Here is a 20622-nt window from a genome sequence, read left to right on the forward strand (position 1 = left end):
AATCAATCTTTAATACCCATATCTTCACCAAATTTTAGAATTTTAGCTCTAAGTTCCCTTGGGAAATTATATCTATAAATAGCAGGGATTCTTGGATCAAGGAGTTTATCTAAATATCCTCTTTTATAAATCCATTCTAGTCTTTCAGGTGTAAAATAATAAGGGGCATTGGGATAGCCTTGAGGAGGAGTGAGGGCTGCGAGTTTGGCACTTAATACTAGGGTATCCATAGTCAGTTTAGCAGATCTTTCATCTCTTTCGTTTCTAATATCTACATCAAATCTAGTTACCATTCCATTTTCGTATCTATCCATAGCATCATCAAATTCATTTCTACTTTCAGGAGTAGAATCTACATCTCTTGGATCTTTTAATTTACCTTTTTCAATATCATTATATAAAGCCGAAATGATTCTGCCTTCTTCATCATAGGCAAAATCATATTTATTTAAATCAATCGTCCAATCTGCTCCTATAATCTCATCTAAAAAAGGTATCATACCAAATTCATCTAATAAACTCTCATAATGATGATCGTGTAAATCGTAAATCATTTTTGCTCTAAGCTTATTCCAATGTTGCCCTGTAAGAAAAGAATTAGAACACAATACTGCCAAACCTAAACTTTTAAAAGCATTTTTATCTCCAAGTTGAGCTTGTAAAAATAAAGCTTGTTGTTGTCTTGCTTTAAATCCTACAGCAGCTGTGGGACTAGCTTTAATATTTCCTAAAAGTAAAGCAGACAATTCCCATTCATTAAAAAAAGAATAAGATTTTAATGTTCCACGATGAGCCCTTACTTCATCATAAATATAAGCATATTCTTCATTGATTAATTTTCCTTTTTCATCTACATTGCAATATGCATCATAAGGTATATCTATAACCACAGATCTTAATCCACTTCTTATTGCTAAATATTTATATCTTTCTCTTTTAGTTTTTAAAGATTTATAATAAGCTTTTTCTGCTTTAGTCCAAGGAGCTATGCTTCCTTTAACAGGATCTTTTAAATATATGCTTTGCCAATCTTTAAATTCAAGTAAGGTAGAAGCTTGTCCTGTATAAAAGTTAGGATCTAGGTATTGGGGTTTATAGTCTTTATAGGGGGAGTTTTTCATAATATGATAAGATTTAAAAACCGCTTTGGAATATTCTTGGGTATAATCGCCTGTGGGTTTAATATTTTCTTTAAATAGTATTTTATTGGTATCTTTTTCCACATCTAATGTTAATCCATTGGGTGTATAAATCTCATAAGTTTCGCTCATTATTTATCCTTTCTTAATTTAACCTATGTATAAACCATCTTCTATGATTATAGTAGTAGCTAGTCTGCCTATGAAGTTAGGCGGGGATTTTGTTTCTGATGCAATATCAGCATTTATATTTGCTTTGCTAGTGTTATTTTCTCTTTTTCCTATGGCTTTCAAGCTTTCTTCATTTCCATTTATCCCCATATACATAGCCTTAAGATTGTTTTGTCCTATGATATTGAGTTTTTCTAGTAATCTTCTGGTTTTATTTTTATCTTCTATACATTTTCCTTCTTCATATTTGACAATATAAAGTCCATTAGCAAAATCTTGTAAAATTTGTAAAGCTTCATTATAAGCATGGATGGGACTATCTTCATCCTTTTTAAAAGCACTAATTTGCTTTTCTTTATTTCTAAACTCTTTAAACAAAGGATGATTACAAGGGAGTTGATATATAGTGCATTTTTTAAGTTCTAAAGATTTTAACTCTTTGAAATAAAAAGCATAATCATCTATAATATATTTTTCTTCTTTTACATCCTCTAAAGCAGTTGCATTTCTTTTCTCATCAATAATCAAATAAGACAAAAGTCTTTTTAAAAGAAATTCTTTATTTTCTTCAAGCTTTTGATCTATTTCATAATGAAAGGAAAAATGAGTGTCAAAAACTCCTGTGCAAAGATCTATGCCATAAAAAATTTTCTTTAAATCAAAGCTAATGAATTTTGAATTGATTGCAAAAGGATAGGTTATAAAATGATCTCTTATAACCGCCAAAGGATAATCATCTTTAAAGGTGTAAAGCTGATAAACAATGCTTTCATATTGTTCTTGCAGGGCTTTATAATTTGTTGGAAGAAAGATATTTAGTCCTAGTTGTACTGCAGAATTAAACAAGAGTTCAATTAAATTCCATTTTATTAATTTTATAACAGTTTTAGCCTGAAGCCAATCTGTTTTAACTGCAATCTTTTGAATATGGGACATAGAACTAGCCTTATAATAAAGTTCTTTTAACAATTCTATATCTTTTGCATCTAATTTGTAGCGTTTTTCTATATTTTTTTTGATTGTGTTGAAACTATTAGTATCAATACCGTTTTTTACTTGTTCTGCCATAAAGGATATTTTTATTTTATTAAAAAATAATTCTTCTTTAATTGTAGAAAATCTTTTTGCGGCAATTTTCTTGTTTATAGTCTTAAAATATTTTTTTCCATATTTCTTAATTTCAACTTCGATTTGTGGCTGTGTAAATAAATATATAATGCCAAGTTGTTCGATTAAAACTTCTTTAAAACCTTTTTCTACATAATCAATACAAATATTTACGATATTTTGAGCTACTTTAATAGGGTCTTTAATATGATGAATAAAATTACCCAAAGGTATAAGGCTACTTATTACTTCCCATAAGATACTGCAATAAAGCTCTATTCTACTTTCTTCAAGCTTTTGTTCTAAAAAACTTTCACCATAAATTTCTTGAAGTCTTTGTCTTAATTCTTCATCCGTTAATTCAATATTTAATTCTTTTAATAATTCATCGAAAAATTTTTGTATGTTTTTGTTATTTATTTTTTCGTTTTTATCATTATCTTTACTGCTTTCTATAAAAATATCTAATAAATCTTGAGTGAAGTCGATAACATTAACTTTTGGTTCAAAAATGCGTTCATTTTCTTCTTCAAAAATCCAGCAATCATTATCTTCAAACACAAAATATTTTTCTTCCAAATATCTTACACAAATATCTCCTAACATGTTTTTTACAAATTTTGACTCCAAATTGCCAAAAAGCTGCTTTGCGCGATAAAGCTCCCAAGCAATTTGTAAACATTCTTTTATATTATAAGGTCTTAATCCCCTTAAGGTTTCTTGTTTAGATTCACTAATTTTTTTAAAAACCGTATCTTGCAAATAACTTAAATATTGGTGAGCTAATTTTTTTTCTTTTTCTATGATGGATTCTTTGTCTTCGTTTTGTTTAAAGAAATTTTGGATATAAAAATAAGGAAGCCATTTTTTATCATTTATTTTTTTATTATAATCATCATAATTTGATTTTGACTCATATAGATAATATGCTGTTGCTACTTTTTCTATTAATGTTGGTGCCAAAAAAGCCGATTTGATTATACCTTCACAGGATTCTTTCATATCCTTATAAACCTTTTGCATATCTTCATAAGCTTTTTTACTATTCTCATAAGCTTCTTTAGATATTTTCACAAAAGGGCTTAATTGTAAAATATAAGGTTCATTTTCATCTTGTGGCATTTCTATGCTATATTCGCTATAATCCCTTGTACTGTCATAAGTTTTTTTTGATGTATCAATACTTTTTTTAATTCTTCTGTATTTATCTTGTATATTATAGTTGGCGATTTCTTGAGTTAAGCTTTCATTGAGTCCTGCATTGTATTTATTAGGGATATTTGAAATAATCAAATAATTTTTACTCATTTTAGTTGTATTTAAATCTATTTGTGCATTTTGATTTTTTTGTGTGAAAAATTCAGCTAATTTGCTTGAGTTAAAATTTGGACTTTCTGTATAAGAAAAATAAATAAATTGTTTAATATCTTCTTGCAAATTGTTTAAAATAGCATTGTTTTTTAAATACAAATTAGATAATTGTTGCGTTGAAACAAAAGCGGGCAAATTGCTTGATTTTGAATCATTAGCTGTATTTTTACTCTCATTGTCTTTTTGTTCTGAGTTTAAAAAGATTTTACTAAAAATATTTTCAATGCTTTTTATTTCTTCGCTTAAAGTGATTCTATGAGCTAAATTTGAAGCGATATTGCTTTCATCGCTTCCAAGATACAATCCAAAGCCACTTAAATCAATAATTTCTTTTTTATCAATAATTAAAACACAAGATAACAAGCGAGAATTAATATAATGAATAAACATTGCGCATCTAGTGGCTAAAAATGCAGCTAAAGGCGTTAAAAGTGTACCATATTCTCTTTGAGTAAATTCATAATACTCGCTTGCAGAACCCATTAAAGAAAATAAACCAGCAGCCAAAATAGCTAGTCCTGCCCCACCTGTAAGAACGGCTATCACTGTAGCTATTATAACGCCTGCTATGGCGCTTAGTATTATTTTAATTTCTTTATCATCTTTTTCTTCGGCAAGTTTTTTAATGTGTTCTAACAACTCATCGATGAATTTTTTATAAGTATTTTTTAAAGTGGGACTTATACTGTTTTTAAAAAAAATTGATTCTATGACATTTTCAATCTTTTCTAAAACTTTTTTCTTAAAACCATCAAATTTATCACCGCTTATATCATCAGGATCGATGTTTTCGATTAGTTTTTCTAAGGTTGTTATATCTTTAGAATCTTTGGCTAATTCTTTTAAAGTATTGATAAATTCAATGCAAAGATTATTTTTATCCGTGTAATAAAAAAGATTAAAATTTTTATCTTTATTGTGTTTCTTATCTTGAATTTCTTCTTTTAAGTCTCTTAAATAAGCTTTAGTGCAAATTTCACTGCTTGATAAATCTTTTAAATTTACATTTTGTCCAGCATCAAGCTCATTAAGAGTATGGATATTTACTTCTATATTATTGTGATTATCGCGAGTTTGTTTTAAAATTTCTAATATTTCCATAGCCAATATTTGATTTTTAGATAGGATGTTTCCTTGATGAAAACCAATATTTTTTAATATAGCGTGTAAAACAGAAAAATTAGGATAAATAAAATCAATCTGCTTGACTTCTTTATTGTCGATTGTTAGTTTTTTAATGGTCTGAATTAACTCTGTTTTAGAACTTATAAACATAAAAGATTCCTTATATAAAGCATTATTATATCATTTTTTATTTGCTAATATTTTAATTATCTATCTATTAATCTCTTCCACCTAAGCACATTGCCTTTATTTCGAAGGAACAAAATTAAAAGAAAATTTACCGCTGCAAGCATAAAGGGATAGATCTTGTATTGCATGATAATAATCTTTATATGTAAAATAAATTTTATTTGGAATTGTTGCATTTTTAATTAAAGTTTTTGTTGCAAAATCTATATCAAATTGTTGTTTAATATTAATATCTATAATTTGTAAAGCTTGCTGTAAAAATTCATCATCGTCCACACCTATATATTGACAATTTAAAGTATCAAGCTCATAAGGTTTGCAAGCTAAAACGCGTTTATAATCTTTTGGAATTTCATCATCTTCTTTAATGATGATATAAGATTCTTCATTTTTGTCACTTCGATTTTCTTTTATATCGATTGCAAAATCAAATTTATATTCTCCTTGGGGCAAATTTTTTAATGTTAAAATATTATGAGTTTTTCTTAAAATTTTTTCTATTTGGTTTGCAAAATTTTGAGTGTATATGTCTTCTTTTGTATGAAATTTTTTACTTAGTCTTTTTATTATAGGGAAATGAGAATAAAACTTATCCCAATCTAGTGTAGTGTAAAATTTAATAGAACGCTTTTCTTCTCTTACTTCATTTATTTTATTATCTACATGGCGAGAAAAACGCTCTGAATTTTGCCTTAGTTTTTTCATTTCTTGGGTTTGTGTGTTGTTTGGATAAGGAGTGTAGTGTAAAATAAGGGGTTCTATACCTTTACTTTGTAAGAAATTTTGTATTTCTTTTAGTCTTTGTTCTGCTTGGGGATTGTTTGGTTTAGTTTGTTTTATAGGGAGTTGATAGTTTTGTATAGTGTCTATCTTAGGGCTATTTTGCCACAATACTTGAAGCTGATAACTGACAGCCCAACCTAGTGTTGCTATTTCATTATTTCTTTTTTGATAGTATTTAAATTCATTATAGCAACACTCTAATTCTGTAGGCAGAACTGTTTCATCGTATTCTAAAGACTAAATTTTATATCACTAAATGATTGATTTGATAGCTGATTGCTTGAATTTTCTTTATGCATTAATCCTATATATTCTGCTGAAACAAGGTTTTCAAAATAAGTCCTTCATCCATCATTTTATCCTATTATTTTTATATTTTTTAGAAATTTCTCAAGCATATTCTCATTTAAATTTGTAGAATAACTAAATCGGCATTCTTTCATTTATAAAGTTTTATATTTGGCTTATTTCTCATACATTAGTAGCCTTGTTTTTTAATTTTTCTTATATTTATTAATGCCATCACAACCTAATGTTCTTCCATATTATAATCATTGCAATAATATTTACAACTATTAGAAAGAACTTGAGGGAATTTGTTTTTTAAGTAGGTAGAATTTACAAAATGAGTTTCATTTCCTACTTTGATTTCGCTATCCAAATATTTACTACAAAATTTTTATCTTTTTTCCAATATCTCTTCTCTTATCTCTTTATCAAAAATATAAATTCCACCATAATTTCTTGCAAACTCTCTTAATTATTTTGCTTTTTTCCTTTAAATTTAATTTTTATATGTTTTTAAGACAAAAAAGGTATAATCTTAAGCTTTTAACAAAACAATCCAAAGGAAAATAAATGGCAGATAAGCAAATTGATGAATTAGAAGAACTTTTTAAAGAAAATGCGAAAGACTATGTTACTTATGAAAAATTAGTAAAATTTTTAGCTAAAGTTCCAACAACTAGCACAGCAAAAAAAGTTCAAAGCTTAATGAAAAAATACAATGTTAAACTTTATTCATCTGCTGAAATCGCCAAAATGAAAAATATAGAAGAGGCAAAAAAACTCCAAGAAGAAAAACAAAAATTACAAGATATCAGTTTAGAAAATGAATTTGATCTTGCCAATGAAAACGATCTTTTGGAGTGGAGTCGCTCAGATTCTCCTGTGAGAATGTATTTAAGAGAAATGGGGCAAATTGCCTTGCTTAGTAAAGATGAAGAAATTGAAATTTCAAAAAGAATAGAACTTGGAGAAGATATAATTATCGATGCATTTTGTTCTGTGCCTTATTTGATTGATTTTATTTTAGATTATAAAGAACCTTTAATTAATCGTGAAAGACGCGTTAAAGAGCTTTTTAAAAGTTTTGAAGATGAAGAAAAAAATGATGACAAACTCGATGAAGAAGATGTTGATGAGGAAAATGAAGAGCTTGAAGATGTTGATGAGGAAAATGAAGAAAGCAAAAAAAATACAAAACTTCCAAACAAAAAAGAAGATGAAAGAACGCTAAAAGTCATAGAAAAATTTAAAGCCTTAGAAAAAGCAAAAAAAGATTGGTTAAAAATTTCCAAAGAAATAGGCAAAGAAAGCGACGATGAACTTTTAAATAAACTCAGCATTACCTTTAAGAAAAACATACTAAAAGAAAAATTAATGGATCTTGGTCCGACTTCTAAACTCATTTCTGAAATAGTGAAATCTATGGAAACTGCGCTGAAAAGCGATGATGAATTTGATAAAGAGCTTAAGCGCTTAGAATATCGCTTACCAATGTTTTCAGAAGAACTCAAAACACGCCATGCAAATATTCTAAAAGATATTACCAAACTTAGCAAAGAAGAAATTTCAGAATTAGCCTTAGAGACAACTATGGTTAGCACTTATATGGAGATTAAAAAACTTTTCCAAACCAAAGAAGCAAGTCAAAATTCTTTTGACTTAGAAAAAGACGCCTTAAAAGAAATTTTAGAGCAAATCAAAAGGGGTAAAAATATCTCAGACGATGCAAAAGCTAGGATGGCAAAGTCAAATTTGCGTCTTGTTGTAAGTATAGCCAAGCGCTACACAAATCGTGGATTGCCGTTTTTAGATCTTATCCAAGAAGGTAATATCGGCCTTATGAAAGCGGTTGATAAATTTGAGTATAAAAGAGGTTATAAATTTTCAACCTACGCAACTTGGTGGATCAGACAAGCGATTTCAAGAGCAATTGCTGATCAAGCAAGAACTATAAGAATTCCAATTCATATGATAGAAACAATCAATCAAATCAATAAAATCATAAGAGAACATTTGCAAAAAGATGGCAAAGAACCCGATGTTAGCGTTATAGCACAAGAAGTAGGTTTGAGTATTGATAAAGTAAAACAAGTTATTAAAATCACTAAAGAACCGATTTCACTAGAAGCGCCTATAGGTGCTGAAGAGGATGGAAAATTTGGAGATTTTGTGGAAGACAGAAATTCGCTTTCGCCAATGGATCATATTTTAAAAGATGATTTAAAAGAGCAAATTGATGATGTGCTAGATCAACTTAATGATAGAGAGAAAGCCGTTATTCGTATGCGTTTTGGTTTGATGGATGATGAAAGCGATAGAACTTTAGAAGAAATTGGCAAAGAACTTAATGTAACGCGAGAGAGAGTAAGGCAAATTGAAAGTTCTGCGATAAAAAAACTAAAACATCCAAAAGTAGGAAGAAAGCTTAAAAACTACATTGAAGGCTGGAAATAATATTAAACAAAAATCATCTTTTGACTGATTATTAACGCATAAAAGATGATTTTCAAATGATTTAAATTATTGCGTATTTATCTTACATCAAACCTATTTTATTCCTTATATTTTAAAGCTTCTTTTGTAAGCATTAAAGTTTTTTTTGTTTGATTGTAAATTGCAATGAGTTTTAAAATTTCACTCGTTCTTTTTGGAAAAATTTGAATAAAATCATCTTTAAAATCAAATTTTCTTTTAATATTTGTATTAAAATAAGCAAACGCATCGCTTTGAAAAAATCGTCCCATTAAAATAATATATTCTTTTCTTTTTATTATTTTTTTATATTTTTGTTCATTCAGTGGTAGATTAATATCTAAGCTCGATATTGCTTTATCGTAAGTGATCAAAGCACTTTGTAAAAGCACGAGCTTATCTTCTTTGTTTGGAATTTTATACATTGTTTCTAAAAGTATTTCTAAAAGTTTTAATGCCTCATTTTTATCGTAAGCAAGAACTAATCTTTGTGGATAATTTTTAGCTTCATTTATAAGCAAATTTGCATTATAAAGGAATATTAATTGATTGATGTTTTTAAGAGAGAAAATATCTTTGTTTGAATTTTCAATATAGTTTAAAATTTCTCTATTTTCTTGTTTACTCTGTTCTATAAGTTTGGAAGAAATATTAATATAATCTTTTGCAATTTTGTTTTTTTGTAAAATTTGATCTGCTAAAACAAAAGAGTTTTGTAATTCTTCTTTCTGACTTAATGTCAGGCTATTTTCTATTTGTTTGTAGTGAGAATTTCTTAAGTTTTCAAGGTTTGAAATATCATTTTTTTGTGCAGAAAAAAAGTTTTTAAAAAAATTCAAATCAAGTTTTAGATAAAAAAGTGCCTCATTGAGATAGATGATATAGCTTAGTGTTTTTAATTCTTCTTTGTTTAGATTAAAAATTGCCTTAAGTTCTTCTAAGTTTTGTAAATATTCTTTTTGAGTAAGGTTGTTATAGTAGTATGTTTGATTGTTTATATTGCATTTAAAATTAACTTGATTTAAATTTGTATTTTGTATAAATTTTAAATCTTCATCACTCAATTCATCAGTGCATAAAGCATAAGCAGTGTTATAAATAAAAAATGTAAAAAAACATAATTTTAATACTCTTTTTAAAAGCTTATTTTTCATTTTCTATCCTTTTTAATTTGCAAAGAAGAAGTAAAATAATATTGACTGATTTTCTAGCAAGAATAATTATTGCTAATAACCAAAATAATCCATATTTAATAAAAAAATATCCGCCAAAAAATATTATAATTAAAAACATACTGTTTGGATCAATTGATACATATTCAAAAATACCATATATCCAATCTATAACTTTATTAGAAGCACGATATTTATTTTTACAATTTTTACATTTGATTTCTAATTTGCCTGAGAATATATTCCAAATATTTTGCAATTTATTGATTTTTGTTTTACAAACTTCACATTCTTTATAAAGGGACATTTATTTCTCCAATATAGCCGAAATTTTTATCTTTAAAAATTTAAATTATTTTCTACATGCATTTAATCTTCCTTTGGCGATATTTATGAAATGATTACATCCTTTGTTACCATAGATTGCTTGATACATAATTTCTTGAATTTCAGCTTTTAGTTTTGTTTTATATAATAAATCCATTTTTACATAAGAATTAATCATATTTTCTAATAATTGTTCTTTTTTGAGTATAGAGCAAATAAAGTTTTCATCTACACTTGCTCCAAATGGAACAACATTAAAAAGAAAATAATCCGCAGTAAAAATTACTTTCATTGGTGTATAAATATTAGTATCAGGCAATGCATTTATTTCATTAATAAAAATGGTATATTTATCTACAACATTTATAAAATTATTAATTTCTTCTAAATCAGTGCTATTATACGCGAGATAAAAATAATAAAGGTTATTATTGCTTTGTTCTCCAAATACGCTTACTTTGTTTCTAAGGGCTTTAAGATAAGCATTATCCAAGCCTAAAATTTGCATAAATTTAAAATCTCTTTTGAAATAATGCATATAGTTTAACAATTCTTTTTGATTTGTTTTTAATTCTTGATTTAGGTTTTGTTCTATAAAAACTTTTTTAAATTCTTCTTCGTTGTTCCAGAATAATTTAGATATATCTTTTCTAATTTGATTTTCTTTTTCATAATAATACCTATTCCAAAAAATAAGCTCTAAAGGGCGATGTAAAAAATGATAAGCTAAGCTTGTAAAAATAATCAAAACTACAAGCACACCACAAGGTATATAAAATCTTTTAAGTTTGTAAAAGGGTTTATTCCAATCACCTTTTAAATTTAACGATGCCATTCATCTCTCCACTGCATATCATAAAATAACTGATAATATAATCTAGGAGGATCAAAATCATAACGCATTTCAACCTCACCACAATTTGTAATAGGGTAATATATATAATGCTTACCATTTAAATACTCTAAATCACCTTTTTTAAATTTAGTGTCATAATCGTCTTCAATGTAGAACTTTTGTATCATTAAAGCATAAGTAGTATAACCAAATTTTGAATAATAATCGGTATCGCCACCAACTACAATAAAGTCAATATCATAAGGGATAAAAATATAATCGTATAAGTTATTTGCTAAAAATAAAGAATATTTTAGCTTTAAATCATCTGTTAAGATTTCTTCTTCTTCAAAAGGTCTTACAATATTAAAATCCTGCATTATTTTTTTAAGATTTTCCTGTTTGCTTTTATTAAAATCAATTTGTTTTGCAATATCATTTGCATTAAATTGCTTACCATTGCTATAAAATTGACAATTTAGAGATTTTTTTGCTTTTTCTTTACTTCTATAATAGCAATTATCGCTATAAAGCCATTCTCCATCAGCATTTGTAGTTAATGTATCATGCACTTCGTTGTAAAGCTTTTCAAGCAAATCTTTAGTAGCTCTTTCAAATAATTCATTTCTATCTAGCCTCCTACCTTCTTTTATACAATACCAATTTTGATTAAGTGTTGCATTAGAACGTAAAATCACTTTTGTATAACCATTTTTAAATTCAGTATAAAAAAGTATTTTATATCCTATAAATCCGATAAACAATATAGCTATAATCCAAGCTAATTTTTTTAATTTTGTGTCAAATAAAAACTGAAGTTTTTTCATTTATACTCCTAAATAAATTTGCAAATCCTTTTCTGTTTCGTTTAATTCTCTTTTATTTTCTTTTTGCAATTCTTCATTCATTGTTTACACTCTTTTAGTTTAGATTGTATGGATTTAAGTTCATTGATTTGTTTTTGACCGAGTTTGAGTTTTTTAACAATATAGATCATTTTTTCCAATTGCATTTTTGAGTAATCATCAGTATATTTTTCTAATTCTTTATTAAAAAATAACAAAATTCTATCAGAAGTAAAATCAATTTTGCTCATACCGTTTAAAATTGTTATAGTTTTAGGGGTATTTAAATCACAAATATAATCTTGAGAAAATTCACTCAAATACATATCAGTAGATCCACGATTATAGCCAATTAGAGCATTAATATACATTCCAATTGTAATTATATCAAAGCTACCAAACTTATTAATATCTTTTTGCAAAAAATCTTCTTCTAAACGAGTATTTAAAAAAAAATAAAAAATCTTCAAAAATTTTAAATCTTTCTTTATCAAATAAAAAATAAGTTTTATGATTTGTAATATTTCTTTCATTATATAAGAGATAAAGTATAATATCAGTATTTGAATTTGTTGTAACATGCCCTGCTTGTCTCATAAGCTCAACATCTTCTTCTACGGGATAGTGAGAGCTTAAAGTTTTCATATCTTCAATACTAGCTTGTATCATCTTAAGATTTTTAATAATCATTTATGTAACTTTTTCTTGATTGTAAGTTTCTTTGCTTAAATTCTTAGCATACTCTAACTCTTCTTTGCCTTCATTTTCACTCCACTTGATTAAAGCACTAAGATTTTCTCTTGCTTTATTTTCATTTGCTTTTTTAAATTCTAAAGCTTCATAGATAAACTCATAAGCATTACTAATAATTATGATAAAAATCAACACAATAAGAAATTTGTTTTGATATTTTAAGCAAGTTTCACTCCATCACAAGTCGCATTAAGTGTAAGTCCTGTCCTTGGGTGATTTTATACTCCACGCTTTGACATTTTGGGCATTTAAAAACATTTTCTTCTAAAATGCTAAGCACATCACATTTTAAGCATAAAATTTCAAGCGGCGCAAGCTCTATAAAAAGCTTAGCATTTTTGCAAAGTGCTGAATTTTCTCTAAAGGTTTCAAAACAACGCTTAAAAAGAACTACTTCTATACCACTTAAACGCCCTATTTTTACATAAATTTCTTGCACGCTTTTAGCATTGTTATTTAAGGCATTTTCTTCACAAAGCTCTATTAAAGACTCTACAATACTGAGTTCGTGCATTAGCAAATTCTCGGTAAAAGTTCGCCTTTTGGGCTTTCTAAAAAGCGTTTAGCTCCATAAGCATTTTGTAAAATCACGCGTGCTTTTTTTTCTTCTAAAACTTCACCAATAATACTTGCATTTTCATTGTATTTTTGCAAAATTTCTAAAGCTTTTATCTCATCTTCTTTTTCCACACAAAGTATGAAAGTGCCTTCATTTGCTAATTCATAAGGCTCATAACCAAAAAGCTCACAAAGCCCCAAAACTTCATCTTGTATTTTTATCTTTTCTTCAAAAATTAAAAAATCATTCCCACTTTGCTTCGCCCACTCGTTTAAAACCGCGCTCAAACCCCCGCGCGTCGCATCACGCATAGCTACGACTTTAACACCATTTTCTAAAAGCTCTAAAACTTCTTTATCTAAAGCCTTACAATCACTTTTTATACTCGCTTCTAGATTATTTCTTTTGATTAAAACACTAGCCCCATGTCTTCCTATATCGCCAGAAACTAGCACACTAAGCCCTGCTTTAATGTTCTTAGTCTCTTTCTTGGCGATAATTTCGCCAAGCGCTGTGGTGTTGATATAAATTTCATCGCCCTTACCTTTTGGTACGACTTTAGTATCGCCACATACTAGCATTACACTGCATTTATCGCATTCTTCTTTGATACTTTTTAAAATTATTTCTAATTTTTGAATTTCCAAACCTTCTTCTAAGATGAGTCCCAAACTAAGGTATTTTGGCTTTGCACCCACCATTAAAACATCATTTATCGAGCCACAAACACAAAGCTTTCCTATATTTATTTCATCATCTAAAATCACAGGACTTAATACAAAAGAATCCGTACTTAATGCCAAATTTCCCAAAATCGCCGCGTCATTTGTGGCACTTAAAATTTCATTATCAAAAAGCTTAAAAACTTTGTTTAAAAGCTCACTCATTTCTTCTCCGCCACCCCCATGGGCTAAAGAAATATTTTTCATGCATTCACCTTTGAATATTTATAATAAGCCGCACATGCCCCCTCGCCTGAAACCATACAACTTCCTATAGGACTTTTTGGAGTGCAAGCTTTGCCAAAAACTTTACAATCATAAGGCTTTGCCAAACCTCTTAAAATTTGTCCGCAAATACAAGCTTTACTTTCATTTTTGCTTTGCACCGCACAATCAAATTTTTTACTCGCATCAAAAGCACTAAATTCATCTTTTAATCTAAGTCCACCATTTTTTATAAGTCCTAAACCGCGGAATTCAAAATCACATTTTTCGAAGTATTTTTTGACCAAATTTTGTGCTTTTACATTGCCTTTTTCGCTTACTGCTCTTTTGTATTGATTAAAAACTTGGGATTTATTTTCATTAATCTGTCTTACTATATTTAAAACACTTTCTAAAATATCAACCGGTTCAAAACCACTCACCGCGATAGGAGTTTTAAACTTAGCCGCTAAAGGCACATAAATTCCACAACCCGTAATCACGCTCACATGAGAAGGTCCTAAAAAAGCATTGATTTTTACATTTTCATCACTCATTATCGCTTCTATTGGCTCTGGAACGCTAATGTGGTTGATATGAAAAAAGGCATTTTTTAAGTTTTGTTCTATCACTTTTTCAAGAAGTAAAGCACTCATAGGCGTTGTTGTTTCAAAACCTATGGCAAAAAAGATGATATTTTTGCTAGGATTTTGCTTAGCAATTTCCAAAACCTCAAGCGGGGTATAAAGTGCTCTTACATCAGCTCCTTTTGCCCTTAAATCAAGCAATGAATTCTCACTTCCTGGCACTCTTAAAAGATCTCCTAAAGTGCAAAAAATACTATTTGACATAGAAGCAAGCTTTATGGCTGTATCAATACGCTCTCTTGGCATTACACAAACTGGACAACCTGGCCCATGGATAAAATTAATCTCCTTTGGTAAAATGGAAGGCAAAGCGTATTTCATAATGCTATGCGTGTGTCCGCCACAAATTTCCATGATATTAATAGGGCTTTTAACTTCTTTTTTTATAAGCTTTTTTAAAGCTAAAATGCTTTCTTTATCTCTAAATTCATCGATGAAATTCATTTAAACCCAAATCCCCTTCATTTTCTTTTATTTCTCCACTATTCATTTTTTCTACTATTTCTTGGTAGGTTTTAATACTCTCTAATGCAGCCTCTTTATCGATTTTTTCCATAGCAACGCCCACATGGATTAACACATAATCGCCCTTTGTTAAAGGCTCATCAATAAGATCTAAATTCACTTTTCTTTTTACGCCTAAGGTTTGCACTAAGGCATTATTAAACTCATCAATTTCTAAAATTTCAGATGGTATAGATAAACACATTAAAAAAGCTCCTTTTTAAGTTTAAGCAATTTATACCAAAGCTCCATATTGGTGCCATTTTTAGCATCAATTGCGATAATATCAGCTCTAGGGCTTAGCTCTTTTACAAATTTAGTTGCTTCTTTCATGTCAAAGTCAAAATGGTGCGCTAAATCAGCCTTTGTGATTAACACAATATCTGCTTTTTTAAACATTACAGGATATTTTTGTGGTTTATCGCTACCTTCGGTTACTGAAAGCAAAACCACATTTAAATGCTCTCCTAAATCATAGCTTGCAGGACAAACTAAATTGCCTACATTTTCGATAAAAAGCAAATCTGTATCATCAATGGCTAAGTGATGTAAAGCTTCATGAACCATAAAAGCATCTAAATGACAACTTTGTCCCGTGGTGATCTGATAAGAGGGAGCCCCTGCGTTTTTAATTCTTAAAGCATCATTATTGGTTTCTAAATCCCCTTCAATCACCGCGATTTTAAGCTCATCTTTTAAAGTTTTTATAGTGCTTTCTAAAAGTGTGGTTTTTCCACTTCCTGGGGAACTCATTAGGTTAATGCAAAGCACATTTGCTTCATTAAAATGCTCTCTATTATGCTTTGCTTGTTCGTCGTTTTTGCTTAAAATTTTAGAAATTACTTCTATGGTTTTACTTTCTTTTAAGCTTGGATTTTCGTGAGTATGCGCATGATGATCATGCGAGTGAGTATGCTCGTGCGTGTGACTTGAATTGATAGAACAACCACAATCTTTACACATATTATGCTCCTTTTGAAAGTTTTTTTCGATTTTATCTTTAAAAGCATTAAAATTTAATGAGTTTTAGTCTTTTTAATCCTTTTTTAAAAAATGCACCATTTGTCCTAAGGCTATGGAACTATCATTACAAGGAAATTTTAAAGGCACAAAAAAGTTAAAATTTTTAGCTTTTAAAATTTCAAGCAAGGTTTTATTTTGAAAAACTCCGCCACTTAAAAGTACTTTTAAATCATAATTTTTACTAAATTCCACAATGAAATTTGCCAAGGCATTAAACATTCCTGTAATTGCCTTTATTTTATCATCTTTTAAAGCTCCGATGATTAATTCTTTAAAATCAATTTCTCCATCTTTAATCAAAATTTCATAAGAAAAGTTTAAATTTTCATCATAAAATGCTTCACACATTAAGCCAATTTGTGCTTCGTAAGAAATTTTTTCTATATCAAAAACTATACTCCCAAAAGCGTCAATTATGCGTCCTAAAGAACTTGTTTGAAGTGTAGAACTTTCATAAATTTTCTTAAGATTTTCTAGTTTTATTTTAGGAATTTTTGCTAAAAAATGCGAAGCTTTTTCTTCTAAATCATACGCCCAAATAAGACTTAAGGCTAAATTTTGTATATTTTTTATATCGCTATTAATAAGTTTAAAGCTTTTAAAATGCGCAATTCTTTCATATTCTTTTAAATTAGCTTTGAAAATTTCACCACCCCAAATACTTTTATCATCGCCATAACCCGTGCCATCAAAGATAAAACCAAGTGCTTTTTCATCTTTGATAAATTCTTTTTCATACTCAAAATAAACAGCACAAAAATGTGCATAATGGTGCTGAATTTTATAAGTATTTTGAAATTCTTTTGCATAGCTAAAATTTGGGTGCTTATCACAAAGAATTTGATCAAATTTTAAATCATAACTTTGTTTAAAAAAATCAAGCAAAGAAAAAAATCTCTCATACACATCAACACTTTTTAAATCCCCTATATAAGGAGAAAGTAAAAGTTTATTTTCATAAAAAATCACAAATTCATTTTTAAGCTCAGCCCCCAAAGCTAAAAAAGTGCCTTTTTTTTCACTTTTAAAATCCAAATACATAGGATTTAAACCCCTTGAGGTGCGTAAAAACATAGTTTTTCCATCTATCACTTGCACTATGCTATCATCGCTTGCATTATGAATTTCTCTATTATAGTCTAAATAAAAATCAAAAACATTGCCAAGTTTTAAAAGTAAATTTTTCTCATCTTTTATAATACTTTCACCACTTAAATTTGCACTTGTAGCGACTAAAACGCCTTTAAAATGTTTAAAAAGTAAAAGATGAAGCGGAGTATAAGCTAACGTAATGCCCAGTTTATCAACATCAGGTGCGATTAAAGAAAAAGCTTTTTTGGCTTTTAAAATCACAATAGGCGCTAAAATAGATTTTAAAAGTTTTTCTTCGTTTTCATCAATAAAACAAAGCTTTTTAGCCTCATCTATATTCTCACACATCAAAGCAAAGGGCTTTTTAGGGCGATTTTTTCTAAGTCTTAATTCTTTTAAAGCATTTTCATTAAAGGCATCGCACATCAAATGAAAGCCGCCCATTCCTTTGATGGCTAAAATTTTACCTTGTTTTAAAAGCTTAGCACATTTTTTAAAAGCCTTTTCATCGTGGGCTAAAACTTCGCCCTTTTTATTTTTCAAAAAAATATCTATTTTACATTTAGGACAACTAATAGGTTGTGCATGAAAACGCCTATTTTTGGGATCTTCGTATTCACTTTTACAAAACTCACACATTGGCAGTTTTTCCATAGTCGTATTTGCTCTATCATAAGGAAGGTTTTTTATAATGCTAAATCTTGGCCCGCAATGCGTACAAGTAATAAAAGGATACAAAAAACGCTTATTTTTTTTATCAAAAAATTCTTTTTTACACTCATTGCAAAGTGCAAAATCACTAAGCATTGGCACACTTTTAGCATTAGAAAGCGAATTTTCTATACTAAAATTTGTGTATTTTTTTAGCTTTACTTGTGAAATTTCAATGCTATCTATCCTTGCTAAAGGGGGTAAATTTTCTTTTAACAAAAAAATAAATTTTTCGCATTTTTCTTTGGTGCAAGAAAGAACAATCTCCACACCAAAACCATCATTTTTAACCTCTCCAAAAAACTTTAAATTTAAGGCAAGTTCATAAACTTTTGGGCGAAATCCTACCCCTTGAACAAGCCCAGAAATTCTTATCTTATATCCAAAGTGGCACATCACTTAACTGACAATTTTTAAGGTGTTTTAAAGTATTTTTAAGTAAAGCTTTATGCTCAAACAAAGATCCACTAACAACAGCTATCTCACACTGCTTTTTCTCTCTTAAATCATCATACACATCGCGCAAGAAATAAGCCAAACTCTCCACCGCTCCATAAGCGATATTTGCATTATCAACCCCAGCTAACATGAAACTCATAACCGAACGCAAAGTCCTTGTATAATCAAAGCTTTTATCTTCTTTAAAACGATAATCAATCTTTACTCCACGTGGCATTTTTGACTCATCGGCAATTTCTAAAAGCATATCCGCAGCCTTTTTTAAATTTTCATCCAAATTTAGCACCCTGCCCACCAAACCAAGCAAAGAATAAAAATTATTTTTTAGCTCGAAATTTTCATCTAAAAGCGGAAATTCTTTAGCAAAATTTTCTAAAAGCCTTGCGCCAATTTCATCTTTTCTGATTTCTTCGTAAAGCTCTTTAGAATCTTTTGGTAAAGAAAGTTTAAGTAAATTCAACTCTTTATTTACAAGCAAAATATCATCATAATTTTTACTGAGTTCTAAAATCAAAGCCCTTTCATCAAAACGACTTAAAATATAAGAAATTCTTGCCATATTTTTATCAGTTTTTGAAAAAATAAGCTCTTTAGCTTTTGGGTTAATAAACTCAAAGCCCTCCAAAACGACGATATTATCATCTAAACTCATAATTTCAAAATCATTTTGATAATCTTGAATTTTTTTAACACTTAAAAACTTATACTCATTTTGAAAAAGTTTAAGTCCTAAGGCAAAGCTAAATAAATCCTTTGCTAGCCTTAGTTTAAAATCACTAAAATCAAGATTGTGATTTTTTCTAAACATAACATTTAATCTTAATTTCATCAAAGGCTTTTCCAAACTTGCAAGAAGTTTTAAATTTTCGTTAGAACAAATAAAAATTGAATTGATCGCTTTTATATCACAAGGCAGTAAAAAATCACAATCAAATTTATTGTTAAATAAAGCAAATTCATAAATACCTTTATCATCTTTAAGATAAATACCTTTTTCTTGAATTAACAAATCAAAGGCTTTTTTTAGCAAATCATTAAAATTTTCTTCATTGATTTTATAAAATTCATTTAAATCACTTGAAAATTCACACTCACAAAACACGCCCCATTCATTGGTTAGAAGTTCTTTTTTTTCTGCATAAGTGCTTGAATTTTTATGTGTCAAATAAGCAAATTTAGTAAATTTTTCCTCTTTAAAATTGCAAAAAATATCAAAATCTTCGCCCGTACTCACATCAAATTTCCTTAAAAAAATACTATTACTTATGTTTTGCAAAGAATCACAAAAAGTCTTTAGTTCTTGCTCATTACCTTTAATTTGAAGTTTATAAGTATTTTGATTTTTTGTAAAATTATATGTATAATTTTTAGCATAATTTTGCAAAATATATTCAAAAATATCATTATCTGCTGTGTATTCAAAACTAAAATTTAAAACCAATTTGTTACCTTTTTTTAAAATAAATTTTTATAGTAACAAATATGAGCTTAAAAAGTCTTAGTTTTTTCAAAAGCTTTTACTTAGTAGATGTTAAATTTTTAAATTAGATGAAAAAAATCGAATAAAAAGTGGAGCGGGAAACGAGATTCGAACTCGCGACCCCAACCTTGGCAAGGTTGTGCTCTACCCCTGAGCTATTCCCGCAAAATAAAGTTCTAATTCTATCAAAATAAACTTAAAAATATTTGAAGTATATACTTTTAGACAGACAAATTTATCAAGTGTTACACACCATTCTGAGTCTTTGATGAGGGATTTAAGCAATTCTTCATCTCCTAAATAATAAACGCAACATCTTCTGTTATCCTACAAGGAGTAATTTTGTGATTCTAAGTAAAACAAAAGCACTAAGCGACTTTTGTCATCCTAAAGGAACAAGGCGACTGAAGGATATCTATTTAAAAAGTTGGTTATTAAAAATAGTTGTAACGCATAAAGATTCTTTGTGTTGCTATATCCACTCAGAACATTTAGCACTTTTATCATCTTTTTTCAAGGCGTATTATATAGCAGGGCTTATAACTTAAAACTTGAGTGTATTAATTTTACTGAGGCAAAATAATATTATGAGCTATAAGTTGTTTGTAAATTCTTTAAGAATCATAAATCTTTATAATTTTTAA

The 20622-nt window shown here is 28.4% G+C and carries 19 protein-coding genes and 1 tRNA gene; 2 read left to right on the forward strand and 18 right to left on the reverse strand.

Features of this window, described 5'->3' with window-relative positions:
* Window positions 1–2 precede the first annotated feature (2 nt).
* The 3 genes from AAH949_RS05240 to AAH949_RS05250 form a co-directional block, all read right to left on the reverse strand.
* Window positions 3–1271 carry a hypothetical protein gene (locus AAH949_RS05240; RefSeq protein WP_348518139.1) on the reverse strand — a complete coding sequence of 423 codons (1269 nt, stop codon included), beginning with the start codon at window positions 1269–1271 and terminating at the stop codon, window positions 3–5.
* Between the two features lie 18 nt (window positions 1272–1289).
* Window positions 1290–5063, reverse strand: coding sequence for a hypothetical protein (locus AAH949_RS05245; RefSeq protein ID WP_348518140.1), 3774 nt, complete (start codon window positions 5061–5063; stop codon window positions 1290–1292).
* Window positions 5064–5159: 96 nt separating this feature from the next.
* Window positions 5160–5993, reverse strand: a complete 834-nt coding sequence (locus AAH949_RS05250; RefSeq protein WP_348518141.1) for a hypothetical protein — start codon at window positions 5991–5993, stop codon at window positions 5160–5162.
* Between the two features lie 750 nt (window positions 5994–6743).
* Between AAH949_RS05250 and rpoD the strand changes: the two genes are divergently transcribed.
* On the forward strand, window positions 6744–8627 hold the full coding sequence (gene rpoD / locus AAH949_RS05255; protein ID WP_134239062.1) for an RNA polymerase sigma factor RpoD: 1884 nt from the start codon (window positions 6744–6746) through the stop codon (window positions 8625–8627).
* A gap of 98 nt (window positions 8628–8725) precedes the next feature.
* Here rpoD and AAH949_RS05260 read toward each other — a convergent pair whose 3' ends face one another.
* The 15 genes from AAH949_RS05260 to AAH949_RS05330 all read right to left on the reverse strand — a co-directional run bounded on the left by AAH949_RS05260 (window position 8726) and on the right by AAH949_RS05330 (window position 20143).
* Window positions 8726–9799 (reverse strand): hypothetical protein, encoded by a 1074-nt coding sequence (locus tag AAH949_RS05260; RefSeq protein WP_348518142.1) that lies wholly within the window; start codon window positions 9797–9799, stop codon window positions 8726–8728.
* Window positions 9789–10124 (reverse strand): hypothetical protein, encoded by a 336-nt coding sequence (locus AAH949_RS05265; protein WP_348518143.1) that lies wholly within the window; start codon window positions 10122–10124, stop codon window positions 9789–9791. The genes AAH949_RS05260 and AAH949_RS05265 overlap by 11 nt, the downstream gene beginning before the upstream one ends.
* Window positions 10125–10169: 45 nt before the next feature.
* On the reverse strand, window positions 10170–10979 hold the full coding sequence (locus AAH949_RS05270; RefSeq protein WP_348518144.1) for a hypothetical protein: 810 nt from the start codon (window positions 10977–10979) through the stop codon (window positions 10170–10172).
* Window positions 10967–11806, reverse strand: coding sequence for a hypothetical protein (locus tag AAH949_RS05275; RefSeq protein WP_348518145.1), 840 nt, complete (start codon window positions 11804–11806; stop codon window positions 10967–10969). Before AAH949_RS05275 ends, AAH949_RS05270 begins: the two co-directional genes overlap by 13 nt.
* A 77-nt stretch (window positions 11807–11883) precedes the next feature.
* Window positions 11884–12246, reverse strand: a complete 363-nt coding sequence (locus tag AAH949_RS05280; RefSeq protein WP_348518146.1) for a hypothetical protein — start codon at window positions 12244–12246, stop codon at window positions 11884–11886.
* A complete protein-coding gene (locus AAH949_RS05285; protein ID WP_348518147.1) occupies window positions 12230–12514 on the reverse strand; it encodes a hypothetical protein in 285 nt (94 codons plus the stop codon). The genes AAH949_RS05280 and AAH949_RS05285 overlap by 17 nt, the downstream gene beginning before the upstream one ends.
* Window positions 12515–12709, reverse strand: a complete 195-nt coding sequence (locus AAH949_RS05290; protein ID WP_348518148.1) for a hypothetical protein — start codon at window positions 12707–12709, stop codon at window positions 12515–12517.
* A gap of 37 nt (window positions 12710–12746) precedes the next feature.
* Window positions 12747–13091, reverse strand: a complete 345-nt coding sequence (hypA, locus tag AAH949_RS05295) for a hydrogenase maturation nickel metallochaperone HypA (RefSeq protein ID WP_348518149.1) — start codon at window positions 13089–13091, stop codon at window positions 12747–12749.
* Window positions 13091–14065, reverse strand: a complete 975-nt coding sequence (gene hypE / locus AAH949_RS05300) for a hydrogenase expression/formation protein HypE (RefSeq protein ID WP_348518150.1) — start codon at window positions 14063–14065, stop codon at window positions 13091–13093. Before hypE ends, hypA begins: the two co-directional genes overlap by 1 nt.
* A complete protein-coding gene (gene hypD, locus AAH949_RS05305) occupies window positions 14062–15153 on the reverse strand; it encodes a hydrogenase formation protein HypD (protein ID WP_348518151.1) in 1092 nt (363 codons plus the stop codon). Before hypD ends, hypE begins: the two co-directional genes overlap by 4 nt.
* A complete protein-coding gene (locus AAH949_RS05310; protein WP_134239055.1) occupies window positions 15137–15418 on the reverse strand; it encodes a HypC/HybG/HupF family hydrogenase formation chaperone in 282 nt (93 codons plus the stop codon). The genes hypD and AAH949_RS05310 overlap by 17 nt, the downstream gene beginning before the upstream one ends.
* Window positions 15418–16176 (reverse strand): hydrogenase nickel incorporation protein HypB, encoded by a 759-nt coding sequence (hypB, locus tag AAH949_RS05315; RefSeq protein WP_348518152.1) that lies wholly within the window; start codon window positions 16174–16176, stop codon window positions 15418–15420. The genes AAH949_RS05310 and hypB overlap by 1 nt, the downstream gene beginning before the upstream one ends.
* Before the next feature lie 72 nt (window positions 16177–16248).
* Entirely contained in the window at window positions 16249–18435 is a 2187-nt protein-coding gene (hypF, locus tag AAH949_RS05320) for a carbamoyltransferase HypF (protein WP_348518153.1), read from the reverse strand.
* The gene (locus tag AAH949_RS05325; protein WP_348518154.1) at window positions 18416–19939 is read right to left on the reverse strand and encodes a hypothetical protein; all 1524 of its coding nucleotides are present in this window, start codon (window positions 19937–19939) and stop codon (window positions 18416–18418) included. The genes hypF and AAH949_RS05325 overlap by 20 nt, the downstream gene beginning before the upstream one ends.
* A gap of 129 nt (window positions 19940–20068) precedes the next feature.
* Window positions 20069–20143 (reverse strand) — tRNA-Gly (locus AAH949_RS05330).
* A gap of 179 nt (window positions 20144–20322) precedes the next feature.
* Here AAH949_RS05330 and AAH949_RS05335 point away from each other — a divergent pair.
* Window positions 20323–20526 carry a hypothetical protein gene (locus AAH949_RS05335; RefSeq protein WP_348518155.1) on the forward strand — a complete coding sequence of 68 codons (204 nt, stop codon included), beginning with the start codon at window positions 20323–20325 and terminating at the stop codon, window positions 20524–20526.
* The last annotated feature ends 96 nt before the right edge of the window (window positions 20527–20622 follow it).

The organism is Campylobacter sp. CCS1377 (assembly GCF_040008265.1).
GTDB lineage: Bacteria > Campylobacterota > Campylobacteria > Campylobacterales > Campylobacteraceae > Campylobacter_D.

Bases quoted from the DNA above. Each gene is read 5' to 3' on its own strand.
- AAH949_RS05240 (WP_348518139.1), bottom strand. From the start codon at position 1,271: ATGAGCGAAACTTATGAGATTTATACACCCAATGGATTAACATTAGAT.
- AAH949_RS05245 (WP_348518140.1), bottom strand. From the start codon at position 5,063: ATGTTTATAAGTTCTAAAACAGAGTTAATTCAGACCATTAAAAAACTA.
- rpoD (WP_134239062.1), top strand. From the start codon at position 6,744: ATGGCAGATAAGCAAATTGATGAATTAGAAGAACTTTTTAAAGAAAAT.
- AAH949_RS05260 (WP_348518142.1), bottom strand. From the start codon at position 9,799: ATGAAAAATAAGCTTTTAAAAAGAGTATTAAAATTATGTTTTTTTACA.
- AAH949_RS05265 (WP_348518143.1), bottom strand. From the start codon at position 10,124: ATGTCCCTTTATAAAGAATGTGAAGTTTGTAAAACAAAAATCAATAAA.
- AAH949_RS05270 (WP_348518144.1), bottom strand. From the start codon at position 10,979: ATGGCATCGTTAAATTTAAAAGGTGATTGGAATAAACCCTTTTACAAA.
- AAH949_RS05275 (WP_348518145.1), bottom strand. From the start codon at position 11,806: ATGAAAAAACTTCAGTTTTTATTTGACACAAAATTAAAAAAATTAGCT.
- AAH949_RS05285 (WP_348518147.1), bottom strand. From the start codon at position 12,514: ATGATTATTAAAAATCTTAAGATGATACAAGCTAGTATTGAAGATATG.
- hypA (WP_348518149.1), bottom strand. From the start codon at position 13,091: ATGCACGAACTCAGTATTGTAGAGTCTTTAATAGAGCTTTGTGAAGAA.
- hypE (WP_348518150.1), bottom strand. From the start codon at position 14,065: ATGAAAAATATTTCTTTAGCCCATGGGGGTGGCGGAGAAGAAATGAGT.
- hypD (WP_348518151.1), bottom strand. From the start codon at position 15,153: ATGAATTTCATCGATGAATTTAGAGATAAAGAAAGCATTTTAGCTTTA.
- AAH949_RS05310 (WP_134239055.1), bottom strand. From the start codon at position 15,418: ATGTGTTTATCTATACCATCTGAAATTTTAGAAATTGATGAGTTTAAT.
- hypB (WP_348518152.1), bottom strand. From the start codon at position 16,176: ATGTGTAAAGATTGTGGTTGTTCTATCAATTCAAGTCACACGCACGAG.
- hypF (WP_348518153.1), bottom strand. From the start codon at position 18,435: ATGTGCCACTTTGGATATAAGATAAGAATTTCTGGGCTTGTTCAAGGG.